This is a genomic window from Bordetella genomosp. 5, from assembly GCF_002261475.1.
GTDB lineage: Bacteria > Pseudomonadota > Gammaproteobacteria > Burkholderiales > Burkholderiaceae_B > Bordetella.
Genome location: NZ_NEVN01000007.1, coordinates 71,081 through 94,255, shown reverse-complemented (window position 1 = coordinate 94,255; position 23,175 = coordinate 71,081). Strand labels below are relative to the sequence as shown.

The window sequence follows — 23,175 nt, the reverse complement described above, 5'->3', positions numbered from 1 at the left end:
GCCGGCGACGGCGGCAGGAGGAGACGCGTGACACAAGTCAATGACCCGGCGCAGCCGGGCGAAGTGAAGCTGGAACGGCAGGGCGCGGTCGCGTGGGTCACGCTGTCCCTGCCGGGCCGGCTCAACGCGATCAGCATCGCTATGTGGCATCAGCTCGCCGAGCGCTTCGCGGCGCTGAACCAGGATGACAGCGTGCGCTGCATCGTGCTGCAGGGCGACGGCGGCAACTTCGCGGCCGGCGCCGATATCCGGGAATTTCCGGCCGCGCGCGCCGACTTCGCCAGCGTGGTGCACTACCACCGCCAGGTGCTGGCGCCCGCGCTGCATGCCGTCGCGGCGTGCCCGCATCCCGTGATCGCCAGCATCGCCGGCGTATGCGTGGGCGGTGGCCTCGAACTCGCGAGCCAGTGCGATCTGCGCATCGCGGCGGCCGATTCGCGCTTCGGCGTGCCGATCAACCGGCTCGGCTTTCCGCTGGCGCCCGACGAGATGCGCGGCATGATCGACCTGATCGGTCGTGCGGCCACGGTCGCGCTGCTGCTCGAGGGGCGCGTGTTCGATGCGGCCGAGGCGCTGCGCATGGGCCTGCTCACACGGGTGGTCGACCCGGCCGACCTCGATGCCCAGACCCAGGCGGCCGTGGCGCGGATCGTGGCCGGCGCGCCGGCTGCGGCGCGACTCAACAAGCGCTATGCTCGGCGGCTGACCGATGCCACCCCGCTGAGCGACGCCGAGTACAAAGAATTCTTCCAATATGCCGAGAGCCGGGACCACCACGAAGGTGTGCGTGCGTTTCTGGCCGGCACGACACCGACCTTTACCGGAGACTGAAACGGTGAGCAACGCCAATCTGTACGCGGTCCTTGCCGGCGGCTTCCCCGCCGATCGCACGAAAATCGCCATCGAAACGCCCGACCTGGAATACAGCTACGACGATATCGAGCGCGCCACGGCCTGCATGGCCAATCTGCTGGCCTCGCTCAAGCTGCCGAAGGGCGCCCGGGTGGCGGTGCAGGTCGAGAAGTCGCCCGAAGCACTGCTGCTGTACCTCGCCACGCTGCGCGCGGGCTACGTGTACCTGCCGTTGAACACCGCCTATCGCGAATCCGAAATCGAGTATTTCCTGGGCAACGCCGAACCCGACGTGGTGGTGTGCTCGAGCAAGAACCTCGGCTGGATCGAGAAGGTCGCGAAGGCGGCCGGCACGCGCCATGTGTACACGCTGGACGAAGACCGCACCGGCACGCTGCTGACGGCCGCCGCCGGGTTGCCGCAGACGTTCCGTACCGCGGTGCGCAAGGACGATGACCTCGCGGCCATCCTGTACACCTCGGGCACCACCGGCCGCAGCAAGGGCGCGATGCTGTCGCATGGCAACCTCGCGGCCAACGCGCGCACGCTGCATCGCTACTGGGGCTGGCGCGCCGACGACGTGCTGCTGCACATGCTGCCGATCTTCCACGTGCACGGCCTGTTCGTGGCCTCGCACGGCGCGCTGCTCGCCGGCGCCCGCATGATCTGGCTGCCCAAGCTCGATATCGAACAGGCGCTGCGCTACCTGCCGCGCAGCACGGTCATGATGGGCGTGCCGACGTACTACGTGCGCCTGCTGGCCGAGAAGCGTTTCGACAAGGCCGTGGTCGCCAACATGCGGCTCTTCATTTCGGGCTCGGCGCCGCTGCTCACCGAAACGTTCAACGAGTTTCACGAGCGTACCGGGCACACCATCCTCGAGCGTTATGGCATGAGCGAGACCGTCATGCTGACCTCCAACCCTTACGAAGCGGGCGAAGGCGCCCGGCTGGGCGGCACGGTCGGCAAGGCATTGCCCGAGGTGCAGGTGCGCGTGGTCGACGATGCGGGCAAAGCCCTGCCGGCCAACGAAATCGGCAATGTGCAGGTGCGGGGCCCGAACGTGTTTTCGGGTTACTGGCGCATGCCCGAAAAGACGGCGGAAGAGTTCACCGCCGATGGCTGGTTCAAGACCGGTGACGTCGGGCGTTGGGGCGGCGAGGCCGCCGGCCGCGCGGTCCCCGACGATTACCTGTCGATCGTGGGCCGCAGCAAGGACCTGATCATTTCCGGCGGCTTCAACGTCTACCCCAAGGAAATCGAGACGCTGATCGACGAGATGGATGGCGTGGCGGAGTCGGCCGTGATCGGCGTGCCGCATCCGGACTTCGGCGAGGCGGTGGTCGCGGTGGTCATTCCGAAGGCCGGCGCCAAGCTCGACGCGCAGGCCATGCAGGCCGAGCTGAAGCAGCGCATCGCCAACTTCAAGGTGCCCAAGCAGATCCATGTGGCGGCCGAGCTGCCGCGCAACACCATGGGCAAGGTGCAGAAGAACGTATTGCGCGACACCTATCGCGCGGCGTGATCGCATGGCCGGGGCGAGTGTCCGGGCCATTTTTCTTTGACGACGGCGCCGGCAGCGTTTCGCGGGCGCGCCATTGATGGGCAAGGAGGTTCGACTCAAACATCCCGGCAGTACTTGTAGTGTATGCAGCAGAAGCACAGGCGGGCGCACCCTCCGACAGCGAGCGGGCGCCACGACACATAACACAAGGACGTCGCACGACCGGATAAGCGGCGGCACGTTCATCCTGCGCATGACCAAGGAGGAGCTTCATGAGACAAGCATTGACCGCGATCGCGGCCCTGGTGGCCTGCACGGCCGGTTTGCCCGCGGTGGCCGCCTGGCCGGACCGCCCGGTGACGATCATCGTGCCGTTCCCGGCCGGAGGTGGCACCGATACCTTTGCGCGGCCCCTGGCCCAGCAGCTGGGCACCCAGATCGGCCAGCCCGTCGTGATCGACAACAAGGGCGGGGCGGGCGGTACCGTCGGCGCGGGCGTGGCCGCCAAGGCCAAGCCCGACGGCTACACCTTCTTCATGGGCGGCGCGCACCACGCGCTCGCCCCCTCGCTGTACAAGAGCCTGAGCTACGACATCCAGAAGGATTTCGTGCCGGTCGCGCTGCTGGCGCAACCGCCGCAGGTGGTCGTGATCAACAGCAGCAAGCTGCCCGTGAAGAACGTGGCCGAGCTGATCGCCTACGCCAAGAAGCATCCGGGCGAAATCAATTTCGGCACGGCCGGCAAGGGCAGCACGCACCATCTGGCGGGTGAGCTGTTCGCCATGCAGACCGGCATCAAACTCGTCGACGTGCCGTATCAGGGCGCCGGCCCCATGTTGTCGGCCCTGATCGGCGGGCAGGTCGACATGGCGTTCGACGGCCTCGGCTCGTCGGCCGGGCATATCCGCTCGGGCACGATTCAGCCGCTGGCCGTGGCCGCCAAGGAGCGTTCGCCGTCGTTCCCGAATGTGCCGACGGCCGCCGAGGCCGGCCTGCCCACTTACGAGGTGTCGACGTGGTACGCGTTGTGGGCCCCGGCCGGCACGCCGCCCGACGCCGTCGCCGGCATGACGGAGGCCGTGACGAAGGCGCTGAACCAGCCCAAGATCAAGGAAACCTGGGCCGGCAACGGCTCGACGATCCCCACGCTCACGGGCAAGCAGTTCGGCGAGTTCGTCAACAGCGAGATCTCGCGCTGGGCCAAGGTGGTGAAGGATTCCGGCGTCACGCTGGACTGACGGAGTCGGCGAGGTGCGGCCGGCTAGGTGCGGCCGGCGAGGTGCGGCCGGCTAGGTGCGGCCGGCCAGGTGCGGCCGGGCTAGGCGCGGCTGCGAGGTGCGCCTGCCGGTCGCGTCTCGCCAGCCGCATGTCAAACGCCGCATCGCCCGGCCATCTGAAGCAATCGGTGACACACCGGGGCCGGTGCGGCGTTGCTGGCCCTCCGGCCCTTCGCTAGACTGGTTGGGACCGGGGGCGCGTCCGCGCCCCACCGATCCGAAGGAGCTCTCATGAAGCGTGTGATATTGACCGCGGTGCTGGCCGGCGCCGCCGGCCTGGCGCAAGCGCAGACCGTCGACCTGTCATTCGTCAGCGCCAAGGGCGTCGAAGGCGCCGCGGGCACCGTGAAGATCGAAGACAGCAAATACGGTGCGGCACTCACGCCCGATCTGAAAGGCCTTCCGCCCGGCGTGCACGGCTTCCATCTGCACGAAAAGCCCTCCTGCGACACCACCACGGCCGACGGCAAGCCGGTGCCGGGTGGCGGTGCGGGCGGCCATTGGGATCCGGACAAGACCAACGCGCACAAGGGCCCCTACGACGACAGCGGCCATAAGGGCGACCTGCCGGCGCTCTACGTGACGGCCGACGGCAAGGCTACGTATCCCGTGCTGGCGCCGCGCCTGAAGGCCGCCGATTTCAAGGGCCATTCGCTCATGGTGCACGCCGGTGGCGATAACCACAGCGATCATCCCGAGAAGCTCGGCGGTGGCGGTGCGCGCATCGTCTGCGGTGTCGTGAAGTAAGTACGCCGCAGCTGGCAGGAGGAGGGCGCCACGGCGTCCTCTTTCGTTTCTCGGCCGCGTTTCTCGACCGGGGTTTTTCGGCCGCGGTTCCGCGCCGCCGTTCCGCCGCGTTCTTTCGCCGCTGCTTCCGCGCCGGCTGCCCGGCCTGAAATGATTGCGCGCGCATCGATACTTGAAAGCCGCGCCCGGGGCGCGTTAGAATCGCGCTCTGTTTCAAACACCTCTTCATTCTGGAGCCTCAAGTGCCCCGTCTGTTCGTCATCCGCTAATCGCCGACGACTGCCGCAAGCAGCCTCGATCCGGCGCAGTCTGCGCCAGTGTTGGCTGCGGTACTGGTTCCGTTCCCCGTCAGCCTGCCATGAGGCTGCCGCGGCACGAAGCTCCCGCCTCCTCGCATCGCAACGCAGGTCCCCGACGTCTCCCGTGACGCCTGGCAGGACCGCGTCTTCTCGCGCCCGATCCGCTCTTGCTCCCGCCCTTGCGTGCATCGCCACGCATGCGCCCGGATTCGCCTGTTCGTCGGTTCCATTGTCTGGTCCCTGGTCCGCTCGCGCCAATAACGCGGCGGGCGACGAACATGCTTATTTCCTCTCAATCTCTCTTGAAGTACCCCCGCACGCCGCACCTCGAAGGGTCGCGGCTGCAGGTGGGCGATGACGCCAGCGATCAGGTCGCGCTGCAGGCGCTGGCCGGCCGTCGTGTCGTCATCGAAGAAAAACTCGATGGCGCGAACACCGGCGTGTCGTTCAGCGCGGCGGGCGAATTGCGGCTGCAGTCGCGCGGTCATTACCTGGCCGGCGGTGCGCGCGAACGCCAGTTCAATTTGTTCAAGCAGTGGGCGGTGGCGCACGAGGCGCGGCTGCTCGCGCTGCTCGAAGACCGCTACGTGATGTATGGCGAATGGACGTTCAGCAAGCATTCGGTCTTTTACGACCGCCTGCCGCACCACTTCCACGAGTTCGACATCTACGACCACCGCGCGGACTGCTTTCTGTCCACGCCGCGCCGCCATGCCTTGCTGGCTGGCGCGCCGGTGCTGCCGGTGCCCGTGTTGTACGCGGGGCCCATGCCGGCGCGGCCCGCGCTGCTGTGGCAACTGGTGCGGCCCTCGCTGGCCAAGAGCACGACGTGGCGCGAGCGGTTCGCGGACACGGTCGCGCGTGAAGGCCTGCCGCTGGACCTGTGCCGGCAGCAGACCGACCCCTCGGATCAGGCCGAAGGGCTGTACATCAAGGTCGAGGACGATCAACGCGTGCTGGCCCGCTACAAACTCGTGCGGCCGGACTTCGTGCAGACCATTCTCGACAGCGGTTCGCATCACCAGCGCCGCCCGATCCTGCCCAACGGCCTGGCCGAAGGCGTGGATCTGTATGCGCCGCGGCTCGCGCTCACCTGGGAATCGCTGGGCCTGCGCACGCTGCAGGGCCTGGACGAACTGAACGCCGCGGTCCCGACGGGCAAGCGCCGCCGCGCGCGCTGAGCTGACGCGAACAGAACAAGGAGTATCGACATGAATTGGAATCAACTGAGCCGCCTGGTGCCCGAAGCCCGTCAGGCCTTCGACGCGGCGCAATGCCTGGCCGCCTTTCCGGTGCTGGAGCAGGCGCGCACCACGCCGCAGGAGCCGGCCTATCACGGCGAGGGCGACGTCTGGACCCACACCTGCATGGTCGTCGAGGCGTTGATCGCGTCGCAGGACTATGCGCTCGCCACGCCGCACGAGCGGGCCGTGCTGTTTTTCGCGGCGCTGCTGCACGACGTGGCGAAGTACCGCACGACGGTGATCGACCCGGTGACGGGCCGGATCGGGCAGCCCGGCCATTCGCGCAAAGGCGCGATCGACGCGCGTGTGTTGCTCTGGGAGGCCGGCATGCCGTTCGACCAGCGCGAGGCGGTCTGCCGTCTGATCGCCGTGCATCAGGTGCCTTTTTATTGCCTGGAAGACACGCGCCGGCCCGTGCCGCCGGTGCATACGGTGCGGGCGCTGTCGTGGCAGCTGGATATCCGTCTGCTGGCGGCGCTGGCCGAGGCCGACATGCGCGGGCGGATCTGCGCGGACCAGGCGCGGGTGCTCGACAGCATCGAGCTGTTCCGCGAGCTGGCGCGCGAGGAGGGCTGCTACGGCCAGCCGCGTGCTTTCGCCGATGCGCACACGCGCGTGAGCTATTTTCGCGGCGCGGACGTGCATCCCGACTACCCGCTGTTTCAGGAGCCGGGCGCGCGTGTCACGCTGATGTGCGGGCTGCCCGCCGCGGGCAAGGATAGCTGGGTGCGCGAGCAGCGCGCGGGGCTGCCGGTGGTGTCGTATGACGACGCGCGCGAAGCACTGGGTTTGCGGCACGGCCAGAACGACGGCCGCGCCGCGCACTACGCGCTGGACCGGGCGCGTGCCCTGTTGCGCGAGCACCAGGCTTTCGTGTGGAACGCCACGCACTTGAGCGAGCAGATGCGTTCGCGCGCGCTCGACCTCTGCTACGCCTACGGCGCCGAGGTCGAGATCGTGTATCTCGAGCAGCCGCGCGCGGAGTTGCTGCGGCGTAATAACCGGCGCGACACCACGCTCAGCAATAAGGCGCTGCTCGGCATGCTGCACCGCTGGGAGCTGCCTTTGCCGACCGAGGCGCACGCCGTGCGCTACGAGGTGGCAGTGGCCGCCTAGCGGGGCGTCAGCACCAGGCGCTGGCCGCGCTCAGGCGCACGAGATCGTCGCGCGACAGCTTGAGATGGGCGGCGCCGACGAGCTCGTCGAGCTGCGCGATCGAGGTGGCGCTGGCGATCGGCGCGGTGATGCCGGGCTGGGCCAGCTGCCAGGCCAGCGCCACCTGCGCGGGGCGCGCGCCGCTGTTCTCCGCGACCTCGTCGAGCGCCTTGAGAATGCGCAGTCCCCGCGCGTCGAGGTATTTTTCGACGATCTTCTGACCGCGCACGCTGAGCCCGGCATCGGCCGCACTGCGGTACTTGCCCGACAGAAAGCCGCTCGCCAGCGCGAAGTAGTTGATCGTGCCGAGCTCCTGGCTCAGGACCAGCTCCTGCAAGCCATTCTCGTACGGCTCGCGGGTGTACAGGTTGTATTCGGGCTGGATGCTTTCGTAGCGCGGCAGGCCCAGGCGTTCGCTGGTGATGAGCGCTTCGTTGAGCCGGGCGGTGGAGTAGTTGGACGCGCCGATCGCGCGCACCTTGCCGGCGGCGATCAGCTCGGCGAAGGCTTCGAGCGTGTCGGCGAGCGGTGTGTCGGGATCGTCTTTGTGAGCCTGGTAGAGATCGATGTGGTCGGTCTGCAGGCGCGCGAGCGAATCCTCGACCGCCTGGCGGATGTAGGCCGGCTTGAGTCCGACTCTGCCGTCTCCCATGTCCATGCCGACCTTGGTCGCGATCAGCACGCGGTCGCGCTTGCCGGTTTTCTTGAGCCACTGGCCGATCAGGGTTTCGGACTCGCCGCCCGAATGACCTTCGACCCAGCGCGAGTACACGTCGGCGGTATCGATGAAGTTCAGGCCGGCGTCGACCATGGCGTCGAGCAGCGAGAACGTGGTGGCGGCGTCGGCGGTCCAGCCGAACACATTGCCGCCGAAGGCGATGGGCGGAATCGACAAACCGGAACGGCCGAGCGGGCGAGTCTGCATGATGGGTGTCCTGGTGATCGGGCCCGACAGGTCGGGCCGGAAAGAAAGGGAGGCGGGCCGATGCTGCGGTGCAGCGGGGCGCTGACGTTAGACTACACCTTTCGGGCGATAGCGCAGCCGGGCGATGAGGGATATCCCGCGCCGCTTCCGGCGTTTGCCCACGTTAGACTACGCGCTCTCGCGACCGACCTGGTTGCGACGAACCATAAACAACGGGTGTAAGGAGCTTACCTATGCTGATCGGAAAAAAACATTTTCTGACGGTCGGCGCGATGGCGCTGGCGATGGCCGTACAGGCCGCGCCGGCCCTGGCGCAACAGAAGTCGGTCGCCGTGACCGCCATCGTCGAACATCCGGCCCTCGACGCCGTGCGTGATGGCGTCAAGGAAGGCCTGAAGCAATCCGGCTTCGACGAAGGCAAGAACCTCAAGTGGCAGTACCAGAGCGCGCAGGGCAACACCGGCACCGCCGCGCAGATCGCACGCAAGTTCGTGGGCGACAAGCCCGACGCCATCGTGGCGATCGCCACGCCCTCGGCCCAGGCCGTCGTGGCCTCCACCAAGACCGTGCCGGTGGTGTACTCCGCCGTGACCGATCCCGTGGCGGCGCAGCTCGTGCCGGGCATGCAGGCCTCCGGCACCAACGTCACCGGTGTTTCCGACCTGCTCGCGCTCGACAAGCAGATCGAGCTGATCAAGAAGGTCGTGCCCGAAGCCAAGCGCGTGGGCATGGTCTATAACCCCGGCGAAGCCAATTCGGTCGTGGTGGTCAAGCAACTGCAGGAGCTGCTGCCCAAGGCAGGCATGACGCTGGTGGAGGCCGCCGCGCCGCGCACCGTCGACGTGGCCTCGGCCGCGCGCAGCCTGATCGGCAAGGTCGACGTGATCTACACCAACACCGACAACAACGTGGTGTCGGCCTACGAGGCGCTGGTCAAGGTCGGCAACGACGCCAAGCTGCCGCTCATCGCGTCCGATACCGACAGCGTCAAGCGCGGCGCGATCGCGGCGCTCGGCATCAACTACCGCGACCTCGGCGTGCAGACCGGCAAGATGGTCGGCCGCATCCTGAAGGGCGAGCAGCCCGGCGCGATCCCCTCCGAAACCAGCTCCAAGCTCGAGCTCTTCGTGAACCCGGGCGCCGCCGAAAAGCAGGGTGTCACGCTGTCGGACGCGCTGGTCAAGCAGGCCGCGCAGATCGTGAAATAATCACGGTTTCGCCGATGCCCCGCCCCAGGCAACAACACCTGGCGCGGGGCATTTTGTTTACTGGGCAGCAAGCCGAAGGCGCAGCGTGGGGGCACCTTTTGCCGCCGGGCCGCCCCAAGGCAAAAGCGCCCCCTCGGGGGGCAGCAAGCCGAAGGCGCAGCGTGGGGGCACCTTTTGCCGCCGGGCCGCCCCAAGGCAAAAGCGCCCCCTCGGGGGGCAGCAAGCCGAAGGCGCAGCGTGGGGGCTCCCCCTCTCCCTTCCATTTTGAAATATTCGTTTCGAAACCTCGGGTATTACCGATGCTCGAACGCAAGAATTGCGGCGTGTGCTTTAGGTAGCATGCCCGTTCCTGCTCCCTGACCGGATGGATTTGATGTCTCTGTTTTCACTGTTGGGCGCTTTGGAGATCGGCCTGATCTTCAGTCTGGTGGCGCTGGGCGTGCTGATTTCGTTTCGCCTGTTGCGGTTCCCCGACCTCACGGTCGACGGCAGCTTTCCGCTGGGCGGCGCGGTTGCGGCCACGCTGATCGCCTCGGGCATGGACCCGTTCACGTCCACGATCATCGCCACCTGTGCCGGCGCGCTCGCCGGACTGGTGACGGGCTGGCTCAATGTGCGCCTGAAGATCATGGACCTGCTCGCCAGCATCCTGATGATGATCGCGCTGTATTCGATCAATCTGCGCATCATGGGCAAGCCCAACGTGCCGCTCATCACGGAGCCCACGATTTTCACGATCCTGCAGCCGTCGTGGCTCAGCGATTACGAAGCGCGGCCGTTGCTGCTGCTGCTCGTGGTGATCGTGGCCAAGATCGTGCTCGACTGGTACTTCGCCACGCAGAGCGGCCTTGCGATGCGCGCCACCGGCTCCAACGGTCGCATGGCCCGGGCGCAGGGCGTCAACACCGGCGCGATGATCCTTGGCGGCATGGCCCTGTCGAACGCGCTAGTGGCGCTTGCCGGCGCGCTGTTCGCGCAGACGCAGGGCGGCGCCGACATCTCGATGGGCATCGGCACCATCGTGATCGGCCTGGCCGCGGTGATCGTCGGCGAAAGCATCCTGCCGTCGCGCAAGCTGGTGATGGCCACGCTCGCCGTCATCATCGGCGCCATCGTGTATCGATTCTTCATCGCCCTGGCGCTCAACAGCGACTTCATCGGCCTGAAGGCCCAGGACCTGAATCTCGTGACCGCCGTCCTGGTGACGATCGCGCTGGTCATTCCCATGCTCAAGCGCCGTCTGTTCGGCAAGAAGGGGCGCTGATATGTTGTGCGCACGCGATCTGTTCATTACGTTCAATGCCGGCACGCCGATCGAGACGCGCGCGCTGCGCGGTCTGTCGCTCGACATTCCCAGCGGCCAGTTCGTCACCGTGATCGGCTCCAACGGAGCCGGCAAGTCCACGTTCCTCAACGCCGTGTCCGGTGACCTGCCCGTGGATTCGGGCCAGATCCTGGTGGACGACGCCGACGTGACCCGCCAGCCCGTGTGGGCGCGGGCCGGCCGGGTGGCGCGGGTGTTCCAGGATCCCATGGCCGGCACCTGCGAAGACCTCACCATCGAAGAGAACATGGCGCTGGCCCAGCTGCGCGGCGCGCGCCGCGGCTTGTCCCGCGCGGTCAAGGCCTCGATGCGCGAAGGCTTTCGCGAGCGTCTGGCCACGCTGGGCCTGGGCCTCGAGAACCGCCTCACCGACCGGATCGGCCTGCTGTCCGGCGGTCAGCGCCAGGCCGTCAGCCTGCTGATGGCGGCGCTGCAACCGTCGCGCATCCTGCTGCTCGACGAGCACACGGCGGCGCTCGATCCGCGCACGGCCGATTTCGTGCTGCAGCTCACGGCGCGCATCGTGTCCGAGAACAAGCTCACGACGATGATGGTCACCCACAGCATGCGGCAGGCGCTGGACGTGGGCGAGCGCACGGTGATGCTGCACCAGGGCCAGGTCGTGCTCGATGTCTCGGGCGACGAGCGGCGCGGCATGGACGTGCCGGACCTGCTCGCCATGTTCGAGCGCGTGCGCGGCGAAAAGCTCGCCGACGACGCGCTGCTGCTGAGCTGAGACGCCGGTCCCTGCGTCGGCACCCACTCACGCCGCCCCCGCCAGGGCGGCGTTTTTCATCGGCGCCGCTTGGCGCCCGCGCGTATTTGATACTGCGCAAACACCGGGTCACCAATTTTGACGCGCGTTATATAGCTCGGTATATTTCGCTTGCATCGCTGCCCGTTTCCCTGACGCGCGCGGCAAACCGGAGATTCGAATGACCTTGCGCGACAAAGCAGTGATCGCGGCCGTGCTGGCCGGCGTGTGGGCGAGCCCCGCGATGGCGGCCGATCTGGTGGTGTCCGCCGCGGCATCGCTCACCAACGCGTTTCGCGAGGTCGGCCAGGCCTACGAGGCGGCGCATCCGGGCACCAAGCTGACGTTCAATTTCGCCGCCTCCGACGTGCTGCTGCGCCAGATCGAACAGGGGGCGCCGGCCGACGTGTTCGCGTCCGCCGACCAGACCGCCATGGATCGGGCCGTGGCCCAGAAGGCCGTGCTGCCCGCCACGCGCGTCGATTTCGCCGCCAACAAGCTCGTGTTGATCACGCCGGTGGGCGTGGCCGCCACGGTGACCAGCACGCAGGACCTCGCCGGCGAGGCCGTCAAGCGGGTCGCCTACGGCAATCCGGCCTCGGTGCCGGTGGGCCGCTATACCGAAGGCGCGCTGAAGCAGCAGAATCTCTGGGATGCGGTGGCCGCCAAGGGTGTGCCGGCGCAGAACGTGCGCCAGAGCCTCGACTACGTGGCGCGCGGTGAAGTGGATGCGGGCTTCGTCTTCGCGACCGACGCCGCCGTGATGCCCGACAAGGTGCGCGTGGTGGCAGAGGTGCCCACGCCGCAGGCCATTACGTATCCGATCGCCCGCACGACGCGCGAGGCGTCGGCCAAGGAGGCGCAGTCGTTCATCGACTATGTGCGATCCGACAAGGGGCAGGCTATTCTGGCGAAGTTCGGCTTCTCCAAGCCCTGACGCCGAAGCACGCTGATTCACCCGCCCGACGCCCGCCAAAGGTTGCGATGTCTTTGCTGTACGCCCTCGCTTTGCGCTGCGCCCGCCCGACCGGGAGCCCGGCGTGACGGATCCGATCTGGGTGCCGCTGTTGCTGTCGCTCAAGGTGGCGCTGTGGGCCACCGTGATCGCGGCGATCGCCGGCGTGGCGGCGGCCTATGGCCTGGCGCGCTGGCGCTCGCCGCTGCGCGATCTGGTCGATTCCATCCTCACGCTGCCGCTCGTGCTGCCGCCCACCGTGCTGGGCTACTACCTGCTGGTGCTGCTCGGACGCCGCGGCGTGCTGGGCGAGACCTTGGCCGGGTGGGGCATCGAACTGGTCTTTACCTGGCAGGGCGCGGTGATCGCCGCGGCCGTGGTCGCGTTTCCGCTGGTGCTCAAGTCGGCACGCGCCGCGTTCGAGGATGTGGACCCGCAGCTGCCGGCGGCCGCGCGCGTGCTGGGCGTGAGCGAGATGGGGATTTTCCTGCGTGTGACGCTGCGCCTGGCGGCCCGCGGCATCGGGGCCGGCGTGCTGCTGGCGTTCGCCCGGGCGCTGGGCGAGTTCGGCGCCACGCTGATGATCGCGGGCAATCTGCCGGGCCGCACCCAGACGCTGTCGATCGCCATCTACGAGGCGGTCCAGGCGGGCGATGACCGCACGGCCAATCTGCTGGTGCTGATCACGTCGGCGGTCTGCGTGGCGGCGCTGCTGCTGGCCGGGCGGCTGTTTCCCGGGCCTGGCCGCCGCAACGCCCGGAGCGACGCATGAGCATCGCGATCGACGTACGCAAGACGCTGGTGTCGGGCGACCGGCGTTTCGAACTCGCCGTGAACCTGCGTACCGACGCACGGCGCATCGTGCTGTTCGGCCCGTCGGGCGCCGGCAAGAGCCAGACGCTGCGCGCCGTGGCCGGGCTGATGCGGCCGGACGCGGGCCGCATCGAGGTGGGCGGGCGCACGCTCTATGACAGCGCCGCGAACGTCTGGGTCGCGCCGCAGGCCCGCCGGGTGGCTTATCTGTTTCAGGATTACGCGCTGTTCCCGCATCTCACGGTGGCGCAGAACATCGTGTTCGGGCTCAAGCCGGGCTGGCTCAATCCGCGCCGCCGCGAGCTGCCGCCGGAGGCGTCGCGCTGGGTCGACGCCTTCGAACTCGCGCCGGTGCTGCACAGCTATCCGAGCGAGATCTCGGGCGGACAGAAGCAGCGCGTGGCATTGGCCCGTGCGCTGGTGGCGCGCCCCGGCCTGCTGCTGCTCGACGAGCCTTTCTCGGCGCTGGACGCGGAGCTGCGGCAGCGCATGCGCACGGAGTTGCGCGAGCTGCAGGAGACGCTGGATGTGCCGATGATGCTCATCACGCACGACCCGGCGGATGTGCAGGCGTTGGGGCTGGCGGTGTTCGAGCTGCGCGACGGCCGGGTGGTGGCCGAGCGCGAGCCGGCCGCGCTCTGAGACGGTCGGGTCCGCACCTCGCCGGCCGCACCTAGCCGGCCGCACCTCGCCAGCCGCACCTGGCCGGCCGCACCTAGCCGGCCGCACCTAGCCGGCCGCACCTCGCCAGCCGCACCTAGCCGGCCGCACCTCGCCGGCCGCACCTGCCTCTCAGTCCACCACGCCCAGGATCACGGCCGAGGCGCTGAAGCAGGCCAGCACCGTGACGCCTTCTTCCAATGCCATGGCGCGCGTGCTCTCGCTCGTCACCACGGCGACCAGCGTCGCGCCGCCCGGCACGTCGATCACGATCTCGTCGTTGACCGCGCCGGGACGCACCGCGGCGATCGACCCCTCGATCTGATTCTCGGCCGACAGGCGCAGCCCGGGCTGCGGCAGCGCCAGCATCACCGCTGGCGCCTTGATCAGCGCGATGACGGGCCGGCCCGGGGCGAGCCCGAGCTCTTCGGTGCTGGCGCGCGTGATGGTGGCCACCACGCGGTGCCCGCCCGCGATGCGCAATTCGATTTCGTCGTTGACCTTGCCCGTGCGGACCTGGGCCACGGTGCCCAACAGGCGGTTGCGTGCGCTGGTTTTGAACATGAGCCGTTTCACCAGATCGATGTCGCCCGCGGGCGACACGCCCTGTTCGGACAGGTGTTGCATGAAGCGCTGATGGGCATCGGCCAGCGCGCGGAAGGTGGTGATGAGCTGGCGCGCGCGGTCGGTCAGGCGGGCCCCGCCGCCGCCCTTGCCGCCGGTCGCGCGCAGCACGAGCGGCTCGCCGGCCAGGTTGTTCATGGTGTCGATGGCGTCCCAGGCCCCCTTGTAGCTGAGCCCGGCGGCCTTGGCCGCGGCCGTGATCGAGCCCGTGAGATCGATCTGCACGAGCAGGTCGATGCGCTGGGCGCCGCCCCAGTTCTGGTCCCCCGCGCGCAACCAGATCGAACCGGTCAGGGCGAGGGGCGGAGGGGGCGCGTCGGCGGGGGCAGGGGGCGTGGGCATTGTCGCGGAGAATACTCTGCATTAAAAAGGACGGATCGGCCGCCAGCTCGGCAGGCCGGACTCGCCAGCTCGGGCAGGCCGCGGTCGCGGACCGAGGCCATCCTGATCCTGGCACTGACACGATGACCGGAGGGCGGGATCATGCAAGGAACTGACCGAGTGTGGACGCGAGCGGGCCGGCCGATGGGCGCGGTGGCGCTGCTGTTGAGCGCGATGCTGGCCGGCTGCGCCAGCGGGCCCGTGGTCCGCAGCGACTACGATCACCAGGCCGATTTCGCGCAGTATCGCACCTTTGGCTACATGCAGCCGCTGGGCACCGACCGGGCGGGCTACGCGGGCCTGCTCACTCAGCGGCTCAAGGCCGCCACCACGGCGCAGATGGAGATGCGCGGTTATACCTACCGCGCCGAGTCGCCCGATCTCCTGGTCAACTTCGCGAGCAAGCTGCAGAAGCAGACCGAGGTGGTGCCGGCCGCGCCGCCCCCCGCGCCCTATATGGGCTATTACGGCTACCGCGCCGGTTTCTACGGTGCCTGGCCGGGGTACGGCTGGGGCGACGACGTCATTCAGTACACCGAAGGCACACTCAACATCGACCTGATCGACGCGCGCCGCAAGCAGTTGGTGTGGGAGGGCGTGGCCACGGGCGAGGTGCGCGATCCGCAGCAGGCGGCGGCGCCCGAGACGGTGGACAAGACCGTGGCGCAGATATTCAGCAACTATCCGTTCCGAGCCGGCAGCGGCGCGGTGCAAACGGCCCCCAAGAAACCTTGAGCGGCGGCCAGGCGCCGCTTCACCTCGCGGGCCTCGGCCCGCGTCTTTGCGCGTGGCCCACGGCCTCGCATGCAGCAGGGAGCAAATACGCATGACGCGCAAATCCCGCCGCGCCCCGAGCGCGGCCGGCGCCTCGGCCTACGACACCGTGGCGCTCGTCCTGCAGGGCGGAGGCGCGCTGGGCGCCTACCAGGCAGGCGTATACGAAGGCCTGCACGAGGCCGGCATCGCGCCGGACTGGATCGCGGGCATTTCGATCGGTTCGATCAACGCGGCCATCATCGCCGGTTCGCCTCCCGACGAGCGCGTGGCGCGGCTGCGCAGCTTCTGGACGGCGGTGAGCCGGCCGGCGGGCCTGGCCGCGCTGCCCTGGGGCGAGGCATGGACCTCACTGCTGGCGGACGCCCCGTTCGCGTCCGCGTTGCCCACGTTCAACGGGCATCTTGCCGCGGCGCACGCGCTGGTGCAGGGGCAGCCGGGTTTCTTCACGCCCCGCTTTCCGCCGCCGTATCTGCTGCAGGGGGCGGGCGCGGCGTCCACGAGTTTCTATGACACCACCCCGCTGGCCGCGACGCTGCGCCAGCACGTGGATTTCGACCTGCTGAATCAGGGCGACATTCGGGCCAGCTTCGGCGCCGTCAATGTGCGCACCGGCAACTTCGCATACTTCGACAGCACCACCACCCGGCTCGGCGTGGAGCACATCATGGCCTCCGGGGCGCTGCCGCCCGGATTTCCGGCCGTCGAGGTGGACGGCGAGTTCTATTGGGACGGCGGGCTGGTGTCGAACACGCCGCTGTCGCAGATCCTCAGCGTGCATCCGATGCGCGACACTCTGGCGTTCCAGGTGGATCTCTGGCCGGCGCGCGGCCCGCTGCCCACCACGCTGGCTGAAGTGGCCGAGCGCCAGAAAGACATCCAGTATTCGAGCCGGACCCGGGTGGTGACGGACTCGTTCGCCCGGGTGCTCAAGCTGCGCCGCAGCCTGCAGCGCGTGCTGGAGCGCCTGCCGCCCGATGCGCGCGACTGCCCCGAGATGGCCGAGCTGCTCGAGCAGGCCTGCACGCCGGCGGTCAATATCGTGAACCTGATTTACGAGGCCAAGCAATACGAGCGTCAGTCCAAGGACTATGAGTTCAGCACGGCGGCGGTCGAGGAGCACTGGCGATCGGGCCTGACCGACATCCGCGCCACGCTGTCCCAGCCCCATGTGCTGGACCGTCCCGATCCGGACCAAAGCGTGGTCACGCACGACGTGCACCGGGCCCGCGGCAGGGCGCGCGAACCCGGCTGAGGATGGCAGGGATGAGGCGTGGGGGCGTTGCGGGCGCAACAATCGAGCGCCGGGCGGCGGATTGTCGCCACGGCATGCCGTAAATGCGCCTGCGCGACCGTTTCAGGCCGGGTTTGGCGGCCGGCGGGCGGGCAAGGACCATACGCCGGAGAGGCCCGTGGCGTCTAGCTTTCTTAAAAAAATCTAAAAAAAATGAGCTACAGTAACGGGTTCCACGCCCCCCCTGACAATCGCATAACAATCGCCCCTGGGGGGCGAGCGGGGGATGGCGCGATTTTTCACTCCGTGAGGGATCCATGCGTTTTTCGCGTAAGCGTGTTTCGGCCCTGGGTATTGTTGCAACCGTGTCCTTGGCCCTCGCGGGATGTGGCGAGAAGGAACAGCCCGCACCTCCCCCGCCGGAAGTCAGCGTCATCACCATTCAACCGCAGCGGGCCTCCACGATCTCCGACCTGCCCGGCCGCGTCGACGCCGTGCGCGACGCCCAGATCCGCGCCCGCGTGACCGGCATCGTCCAGAAGATCCAGTTCCAGCAGGGCAGCGACGTCAAGGAAGGCCAGGTCCTGTTCAAGATCGACCCGGCCCAATACCAGGCCAGCTACGACCAGGCGACCGCGCAGCTCAAGCAGACCCAGGCCGACCTGTATTCGGCCAAGGTGCTCGCCGAACGCTACGCGCCGCTGGTCAAGGCCAACGCCGTCAGCAAGCAGGAAAACGACAACGCCGTCGCGGCCTATCGCCAGGCCGAAGCCGCCGTGGCCGCGGCACGCGCGGCTCAAACCGCCGCCAAGATCAACCTCGGCTACACCGACGTGACCTCGCCCATCAGCGGGCGCATCGGCAAGGCGCTGGTGACCGAAGGCGCGCTGGTCGAGTCCACCTCGGCCACGCAGATGGCCCTGGTGCAGCAGCTCGACCCGGTCTATGTCGACTTCACGCAATCGACGACCGAACTGGCGCGCCTGCGCCAGGCCTTCGCCAAGGGCCAGTTGCAGCAGCTGGGTCCGGACGCCGCGCGCGTGTCGGTGGTGCAGGAAGACGGCAGCGTCTATCCGCATCCCGGCAAGCTGCTCTTTACCGGCATCACGGTCGATCCCTCGACCGGCCAGGTCAACCTGCGCGCGGAAGTGCCCAACCCCGATCACGTGTTGCTCCCGGGCATGTACCTGCGTGTGCGCCTGGACGAGGGCGTGAACGAAAAGGCGCTGCTGGTGCCGCAACAGGCGTTGCAACGCACGTCCGACGGGCTGCAGAGCCTGATGCTCGTGAAAGATGGCAAGGTGCAGCAGGTGCCCGTGACCACGGGGTCCGTCATCGATAACCAGTGGACGATCACCAGCGGCCTGAGCGCCGGTGACGTCGTGGTGGTGGCGGGCTTCCAGAAGATCCGTCCGGGCGCGCCGGTGCGGCCCACGCCCTGGACGCCGGGCAAGCCGGGCGAGGGCAAGCCTGCCGCGGGTCAGCCTGCCGCGGGTCAGCCCGCCGACGGCAAGCCCGCCGATGGCAAGCCCGCCGCCCAGGAGCCCGCCAAACAGCCCGCCGAGCAGGCCGGCCAGAAGTCTTAAGCGGCGCGCGGCGCCTGCCGGGCGCCGCGTACCTCTTCTCGTGAGCATCGCTTTCAGAGTCAGCCCACATGCCGCAATTTTTTATCGAAAGACCGATCTTCGCCTGGGTCGTCGCCCTGTTCATCCTGCTCGCGGGGATATTGGCCTTGCCCAATATGCCGGTCGCGCAGTATCCGGACGTCGCCCCGCCCGCGATTCAGATCACCGCCACCTATCCGGGTGCTTCCGCCAAGGAAGTCGCCGAGACGGTGACCAGTATCATCGAAGACGAACTCAACGGTGCCAAGGGCCTGCTGTATTACGAATCCGTGAGCGATTCGAACGGCCAGTCGCAGATCACCGCCACGTTCCGTCCGGGCACCGACCCCGACCTCGCGCAGGTGGACGTGCAGAACCGCGTGTCCAACGTGTCGGCGCAGTTGCCGCAGGCGGTCACGCAGCAGGGTCTGCAATATGACCAGACCAGCGCGGGCTTCCTGCTGTTCGTCACGGTGTCGTCCACCGACGGCACGCTGGATCAGGCCGCGCTCGCCGACTACATCACGCGCAACATCAAGAACCCGATCTCGCGCGTGCCCGGCGTGGGGCAGTTCCAGTTGTTTGCCGCGCCGCGCGCCATGCGTATCTGGATCGACCCGGCCAAGCTGGTCGGTCTGAATCTGAGCATGGCCCAGGTCAACCAGGCCATCAGTCAGCAGAACATTCTCGTGTCCGGCGGCCAGATCGGCGCGCCGCCCAACCCCGAAAGCCAGCGCGTCACGGCCACCGTGACCGCCAACGGCCAGTTCAGCACGGTCGAGGGCTTCGGCAGCATCGTGCTGCGCGCCAATACCGACGGCTCGAAGGTGCTGTTGCGCGACGTCGCCCGCATCGAGGTGGGGGCCGACAACTACCAGTTCGGCGCCCGCCTGAACGGCCAGCCGACCGCCGCGTTCGCCGTGGTGCTGTCGCCCAACGCCAACGCGCTGGCGACCGCCGACGGCATCCGCAATGAAATGGCCAATCTGGCGCAGTTCTTCCCGGACAACATCAAGTACGAGATTCCCTACGACACCGCGCCGTACGTGAAGGTCTCGATCGAGAAGGTGGTGCACACCCTGCTCGAGGCCATGGTGCTGGTGTTCCTGGTGATGTATCTGTTCCTGCAGAACGTCCGCTACACCCTGATTCCGGCGCTGGTCGTGCCGGTCGCCATGATGGGCGCCTTCGCGGTGATGCTGGCGCTGGGCTTCTCGATCAACGTGCTCACCATGTTCGCCATGGTGCTCGCCATCGGGATCCTGGTGGACGACGCCATCGTGGTGGTGGAGAACGTCGAGCGGATCATGGTGACCGAGGGGCTGCCACCCAAGGAGGCCACACGCAAGGCCATGCCGCAGATCAGCGGCGCCATCGTCGGTATCACGCTGGTGCTGGTCACGGTGTTCCTGCCGCTGGCCTTCATGAGCGGCTCGGTGGGCGTGATCTATCGCCAGTTCGCCGTGGCCATGGCTGTGTCCATCTTCTTCTCGGCCTTCCTGGCGCTGAGCTTCACGCCGGCGCTGTGCGCCACCATCCTGAAGCCCGTGCCCAAGGGCCATCACGAAGAGAAGAAGGGTTTCTTCGGCTGGTTCAACCGCAAGTTCGACGCGACCACGCACGGCTACCAGAACTGGGTCTCGCGCATCCTGCACAAGGGTGGGCGCATGATGTTCGTCTTCATGCTGCTGGTGATCCTGCTGGGCTGGCTCTATCTGCGCATGCCGTCGTCGTTCCTGCCCGAGGAAGATCAGGGCTACGTGATCAGCAACGTCGAGCTGCCGTCGGGCTCGTCGGCCAATCGCACGATCGAGGTCATCGAGCAGGTCGAGGAATACTTCCGCAAGCAGCCGGGTACCGAAAACGTGGTGGCCGTGCAGGGCTTCAGCTTCAACGGCAACGGTCTGAACGCGGCGCTCGTGTTCACCACGCTCAAGGACTTCTCCGAGCGCAAGGGCGCCGAGAACTCCGCGATGGCGGTGGCGGGCGGGGCCTTCCAGAGTCTGTTCATGGGCATCAAGGACGCCATGGTGTTCACCGTGGTGCCGCCGGCGATCTCCGCGCTGGGTAACGCCACCGGCTTCGACTTCCGGCTGCAGGATCGCGCGGGCGCCGGGACCGATGCGTTGGCCGCGGCCACCGGCCAGCTGATGGGCATGGCCATGGACAGCCCGGTCCTGTCGCAGGTGCGGATCACCGGTCTCGGGCCGGGCGCGCAGCTCTCGCTCAACATCGACCGCGACAAGGCGGCCGCGCTGGGTGTGGACTTCGGCGAGGCGGCCACGCTGATCTCGACCGCGATCGGCTCGGCCTACCTGAACAAGTTCCCGAACATGGGTCGCATGCAGAACATCTGGGTACAGGCCGACGCCAAGTACCGCATGCAGATGGAAGACGTGCTGGCGCTGAACGCGCGCAATGCCGACGGCGGCATGGTGCCCCTGTCGGCCTTCGTGACGGCCAAGTGGACCCAGGGCCCGACCCAGGTGGTGCGCTACAACAGCTATGAGTCGGTCCGGATCAGCGGCGACGCCGCGCCGGGCTACAGCTCGGGCGAAGCCATGTCCGCCATGGAAGGCTTCATGTCCAAGCTGCCGGCGGGCTTCGGCTACGAATGGAACGGTCTGTCGTACCAGGAACGTCTGGCCGGCAGCCAGGCCCCCATCCTGATGGGTCTGGCGCTGCTGGTGGTGTTCATGGTGCTGGCCGCGCTGTACGAAAGCTGGGCGATCCCGCTGTCGGCGCTGCTCGTCGTGCCACTGGGCATGCTGGGCGCGGTCGGGCTGGTGTCGGCGATGGGCATGTCCAACGACGTGTACTTCCAGGTGGGCATGGTGACCGTGATCGGCCTGTCGGCCAAGAACGCCATCCTGATCATCGAGTTCGCCAAAGACCAGTACGCGCGCGGCGCGGGGCTCTACGAATCGGCGGTGGAGGCGGCGCGGCTGCGCTTCCGGCCCATCCTGATGACCTCGCTCGCCTTCATCCTGGGCGTGGTTCCGCTGGCCATCGCCACCGGCGCCAGCGCCGCCAGCCAGCGCGCCGTCGGTATCGGCGTGCTGGGCGGCATGCTGGCCGCCACGCCGTTCGCGGTGATTTTCGTGCCGACGTTCTTCGTCGTGGTCATGAGCCTCTTCAAGACCAAGCCGCGCCTGCTCGGCGCCGAAGCCAAGGCCTACGAAGAAGAACAGGCGGCCCAGCGTGCGCAGACCGGCGAAACCGCCGACGCGCCCAAGCCCGCACTGCCCGCACTGCCCGCGCCGGATTCGACGCAAGGCGGCCAGGAGAAAAAAGAATGACGGCCCTGATGTTCAAGCGTAGCGCCCTGGCGCTGACCGTGGCGGCCCTGGCCGGCTGCTCGCTGGCGCCCAAGTACGAGCGTCCCGAGTCGCCGGTGCAGTCCAACTGGCCCGAACAACCCAGCGTGCGCTATGGCGCCTACGACCGTGCCACCGACCTGGGCACCCAGCCCGCCGCGAACGTCGCGCCGGCGGGCGCGGTGCCGGCGGCCGAAATCGGCTGGCGCGAGTTCTTCCATGATCCGCGCCTGCAGAAGCTCATCGAGCTCGCGCTGGTCAACAACCGCGATCTGCGTGTCGCCGTGCAACGCGTCGAAGAGGCGCGGGCTCAGTATGGCGTGCAACGCGGCTCGCAGTGGCCCGCCATCGGCGTGGGCGTGCAGGGCCAGCGTCAGCGTCTGCCGCGCGACATGCGCGTGGGCGGTCCCGATTCCACCTCGATCTCGAGCTCCTGGCAGGCCGGCATCGGCCTCACCACGTTCGAGATCGATCTGTTCGGCCGCTTGCGCAATCTGTCCGAAGCGGCCTACCAGCAGTACCTCTCGACCGAGCAGGCGCAGCGCTCCGTGCACATCACGCTGGTCGGCTCGGTGGCGCAGTCGTATTTCAACCTGCGTGCGGCCGATGTCCAGCTCGAGCTGACCCAGAAGACGCTGGCCTCGCGCGAAGAGTCGTTCCGGCTCGCCAAGACCCGCTTCGAAGGCGGCGTGGCCTCCGAGCTCGACTTCAACCAGTCCAAGGCGCTGCTCGATCAGGCCTCGGCGGATCTCGCCAGCCTGGCGCGCACGCGTGCGCAGGCGATCAATGCGCTGCTCGTGGTGGTCGGCGTGCCGGCATTGCCCGACGATCTGCCGGCGCCGGCCGAGTTCGGCCGCGACCAGATCCTGGCCACCGTGCCGGCGGGCCTGCCGTCCGATATTCTCGAGCGCCGTCCCGACATTCTGGCGGCCGAGAATCAGCTGCGCTCGGCCAACGCCAACATCGGCGCGGCCCGCGCGGCTTTCTTCCCGACGATCTCGCTGACGGGCCTGCTGGGCGTGGCCAGCCCCGACCTCGACCGGCTGTTCCGGGGCGGGCAGGGCTACTGGAGCTTCTCGCCGCAGCTGACCATGCCCTTGTTTTCGGGCGGCAGCATCGTCGAGGGCCTGAACCTCGCCCGCGCGCGCCAGAACATCAGCGTGGCGCAGTACGAGCAGACCATCCAGCAGGCGTTCCGCGAAGTGTCGGACGCGCTGGCCGGCGAAGCCACCTACAGCGCCCAGCTCGATGCCCTGCGCGGTCTGCAGACCTCGTCGGCGCGCACGCTCGAACTGTCGAACCTGCGCTACTCGGGCGGGATCGACAGCTTCCTGCAGGTGCAGACGGCCCAGGTCGACTATTTCAATGCGCAGATCGCCCTGGTGCAGGCGGGCCTGGCGTCCCTCACCAACCGGGTCGAGCTGTACAAGGCCTTGGGCGGAGGCTGGCAGGAACATACAATCCCTGCTGACCAGCAAGCTTCCCAACCTACTCAGCAGAACTCGCGGCCCTAGCCGCGGCGCA

19 protein-coding genes are annotated in these 23,175 nt (G+C 68.0%); 17 read left to right on the top strand and 2 right to left on the bottom strand.

Going from position 1 to position 23,175, the window contains the following annotated elements:
- The first annotated feature begins 27 nt into the window (after nt 1-27).
- The 6 genes from CEK29_RS13380 to CEK29_RS13355 all read left to right on the top strand — a co-directional run bounded on the left by CEK29_RS13380 (nt 28) and on the right by CEK29_RS13355 (nt 7,039).
- On the top strand, nt 28-831 hold the full coding sequence (locus CEK29_RS13380; RefSeq protein ID WP_094858415.1) for an enoyl-CoA hydratase/isomerase family protein: 804 nt from the start codon (nt 28-30) through the stop codon (nt 829-831).
- A gap of 4 nt (nt 832-835) precedes the next feature.
- A complete protein-coding gene (locus tag CEK29_RS13375; RefSeq protein ID WP_094858414.1) occupies nt 836-2,377 on the top strand; it encodes a malonate--CoA ligase in 1,542 nt (513 codons plus the stop codon).
- A gap of 251 nt (nt 2,378-2,628) precedes the next feature.
- Nucleotides 2,629-3,594 carry a Bug family tripartite tricarboxylate transporter substrate binding protein gene (locus CEK29_RS13370; RefSeq protein ID WP_094800721.1) on the top strand — a complete coding sequence of 322 codons (966 nt, stop codon included), beginning with the start codon at nt 2,629-2,631 and terminating at the stop codon, nt 3,592-3,594.
- Nucleotides 3,595-3,864: 270 nt separating this feature from the next.
- Nucleotides 3,865-4,380, top strand: a complete 516-nt coding sequence (sodC, locus tag CEK29_RS13365; protein ID WP_094858413.1) for a superoxide dismutase family protein — start codon at nt 3,865-3,867, stop codon at nt 4,378-4,380.
- A gap of 577 nt (nt 4,381-4,957) precedes the next feature.
- Nucleotides 4,958-5,860, top strand: coding sequence for an RNA ligase family protein (locus tag CEK29_RS13360; protein ID WP_094858412.1), 903 nt, complete (start codon nt 4,958-4,960; stop codon nt 5,858-5,860).
- A 30-nt stretch (nt 5,861-5,890) separates the two neighbouring features.
- Complete coding sequence (locus CEK29_RS13355; RefSeq protein WP_094858411.1) at nt 5,891-7,039, top strand: AAA family ATPase; 1,149 nt, start codon at nt 5,891-5,893, stop codon at nt 7,037-7,039.
- Between the two features lie 7 nt (nt 7,040-7,046).
- On the opposite strand, the gene CEK29_RS13350 is transcribed toward CEK29_RS13355, so the two are convergent.
- Nucleotides 7,047-8,003, bottom strand: coding sequence for an aldo/keto reductase (locus CEK29_RS13350; RefSeq protein WP_094858410.1), 957 nt, complete (start codon nt 8,001-8,003; stop codon nt 7,047-7,049).
- 233 nt (nt 8,004-8,236) lie between these two features.
- Between CEK29_RS13350 and CEK29_RS13345 the strand changes: the two genes are divergently transcribed.
- From CEK29_RS13345 to CEK29_RS13320, 6 genes are all read left to right on the top strand, one after another.
- Nucleotides 8,237-9,211 carry an ABC transporter substrate-binding protein gene (locus tag CEK29_RS13345; RefSeq protein WP_094800716.1) on the top strand — a complete coding sequence of 325 codons (975 nt, stop codon included), beginning with the start codon at nt 8,237-8,239 and terminating at the stop codon, nt 9,209-9,211.
- A gap of 373 nt (nt 9,212-9,584) precedes the next feature.
- On the top strand, nt 9,585-10,475 hold the full coding sequence (locus CEK29_RS13340) for an ABC transporter permease (protein WP_094800715.1): 891 nt from the start codon (nt 9,585-9,587) through the stop codon (nt 10,473-10,475).
- Nucleotide 10,476: 1 nt separating this feature from the next.
- Nucleotides 10,477-11,271, top strand: a complete 795-nt coding sequence (locus CEK29_RS13335; RefSeq protein ID WP_094800714.1) for an ABC transporter ATP-binding protein — start codon at nt 10,477-10,479, stop codon at nt 11,269-11,271.
- A gap of 199 nt (nt 11,272-11,470) precedes the next feature.
- On the top strand, nt 11,471-12,226 hold the full coding sequence (modA, locus tag CEK29_RS13330) for a molybdate ABC transporter substrate-binding protein (protein ID WP_094800713.1): 756 nt from the start codon (nt 11,471-11,473) through the stop codon (nt 12,224-12,226).
- Nucleotides 12,227-12,329: 103 nt separating this feature from the next.
- Nucleotides 12,330-13,016, top strand: a complete 687-nt coding sequence (gene modB, locus CEK29_RS13325; RefSeq protein ID WP_094858409.1) for a molybdate ABC transporter permease subunit — start codon at nt 12,330-12,332, stop codon at nt 13,014-13,016.
- Nucleotides 13,013-13,699: an ATP-binding cassette domain-containing protein gene (locus CEK29_RS13320; RefSeq protein WP_094858408.1), complete on the top strand. Its 687-nt coding sequence runs from the start codon at nt 13,013-13,015 to the stop codon at nt 13,697-13,699. Before modB ends, CEK29_RS13320 begins: the two co-directional genes overlap by 4 nt.
- Before the next feature lie 150 nt (nt 13,700-13,849).
- On the opposite strand, the gene CEK29_RS13315 is transcribed toward CEK29_RS13320, so the two are convergent.
- Nucleotides 13,850-14,683: a TOBE domain-containing protein gene (locus CEK29_RS13315; protein WP_094858407.1), complete on the bottom strand. Its 834-nt coding sequence runs from the start codon at nt 14,681-14,683 to the stop codon at nt 13,850-13,852.
- 183 nt (nt 14,684-14,866) lie between these two features.
- Here CEK29_RS13315 and CEK29_RS13310 point away from each other — a divergent pair, with 183 nt between their 5' ends.
- From CEK29_RS13310 to CEK29_RS13290, 5 genes are all read left to right on the top strand, one after another.
- The gene (locus CEK29_RS13310) at nt 14,867-15,457 is read left to right on the top strand and encodes a DUF4136 domain-containing protein (RefSeq protein ID WP_094800709.1); all 591 of its coding nucleotides are present in this window, start codon (nt 14,867-14,869) and stop codon (nt 15,455-15,457) included.
- 91 nt (nt 15,458-15,548) lie between these two features.
- On the top strand, nt 15,549-16,751 hold the full coding sequence (locus tag CEK29_RS13305; protein ID WP_094800708.1) for a DUF3734 domain-containing protein: 1,203 nt from the start codon (nt 15,549-15,551) through the stop codon (nt 16,749-16,751).
- A gap of 296 nt (nt 16,752-17,047) precedes the next feature.
- On the top strand, nt 17,048-18,316 hold the full coding sequence (locus CEK29_RS13300; RefSeq protein ID WP_094858406.1) for an efflux RND transporter periplasmic adaptor subunit: 1,269 nt from the start codon (nt 17,048-17,050) through the stop codon (nt 18,314-18,316).
- 68 nt (nt 18,317-18,384) lie between these two features.
- Nucleotides 18,385-21,633, top strand: a complete 3,249-nt coding sequence (locus CEK29_RS13295) for an efflux RND transporter permease subunit (protein ID WP_094858405.1) — start codon at nt 18,385-18,387, stop codon at nt 21,631-21,633.
- A complete protein-coding gene (locus tag CEK29_RS13290; RefSeq protein WP_094800705.1) occupies nt 21,630-23,165 on the top strand; it encodes an efflux transporter outer membrane subunit in 1,536 nt (511 codons plus the stop codon). The genes CEK29_RS13295 and CEK29_RS13290 overlap by 4 nt, the downstream gene beginning before the upstream one ends.
- Nucleotides 23,166-23,175 lie beyond the last annotated feature (10 nt).

Coding starts and splice junctions, on each gene's coding strand:
- CEK29_RS13370 (WP_094800721.1), top strand. CDS start 2,629: ATGAGACAAGCATTGACCGCGATCGCGGCCCTGGTGGCCTGCACGGCC.
- sodC (WP_094858413.1), top strand. CDS start 3,865: ATGAAGCGTGTGATATTGACCGCGGTGCTGGCCGGCGCCGCCGGCCTG.
- CEK29_RS13360 (WP_094858412.1), top strand. CDS start 4,958: ATGCTTATTTCCTCTCAATCTCTCTTGAAGTACCCCCGCACGCCGCAC.
- CEK29_RS13355 (WP_094858411.1), top strand. CDS start 5,891: ATGAATTGGAATCAACTGAGCCGCCTGGTGCCCGAAGCCCGTCAGGCC.
- CEK29_RS13350 (WP_094858410.1), bottom strand. CDS start 8,003: ATGCAGACTCGCCCGCTCGGCCGTTCCGGTTTGTCGATTCCGCCCATC.
- CEK29_RS13345 (WP_094800716.1), top strand. CDS start 8,237: ATGCTGATCGGAAAAAAACATTTTCTGACGGTCGGCGCGATGGCGCTG.
- CEK29_RS13340 (WP_094800715.1), top strand. CDS start 9,585: ATGTCTCTGTTTTCACTGTTGGGCGCTTTGGAGATCGGCCTGATCTTC.
- CEK29_RS13335 (WP_094800714.1), top strand. CDS start 10,477: ATGTTGTGCGCACGCGATCTGTTCATTACGTTCAATGCCGGCACGCCG.
- modA (WP_094800713.1), top strand. CDS start 11,471: ATGACCTTGCGCGACAAAGCAGTGATCGCGGCCGTGCTGGCCGGCGTG.
- CEK29_RS13320 (WP_094858408.1), top strand. CDS start 13,013: ATGAGCATCGCGATCGACGTACGCAAGACGCTGGTGTCGGGCGACCGG.
- CEK29_RS13315 (WP_094858407.1), bottom strand. CDS start 14,683: ATGCCCACGCCCCCTGCCCCCGCCGACGCGCCCCCTCCGCCCCTCGCC.
- CEK29_RS13310 (WP_094800709.1), top strand. CDS start 14,867: ATGGGCGCGGTGGCGCTGCTGTTGAGCGCGATGCTGGCCGGCTGCGCC.
- CEK29_RS13305 (WP_094800708.1), top strand. CDS start 15,549: ATGACGCGCAAATCCCGCCGCGCCCCGAGCGCGGCCGGCGCCTCGGCC.
- CEK29_RS13300 (WP_094858406.1), top strand. CDS start 17,048: ATGCGTTTTTCGCGTAAGCGTGTTTCGGCCCTGGGTATTGTTGCAACC.
- CEK29_RS13295 (WP_094858405.1), top strand. CDS start 18,385: ATGCCGCAATTTTTTATCGAAAGACCGATCTTCGCCTGGGTCGTCGCC.
- CEK29_RS13290 (WP_094800705.1), top strand. CDS start 21,630: ATGACGGCCCTGATGTTCAAGCGTAGCGCCCTGGCGCTGACCGTGGCG.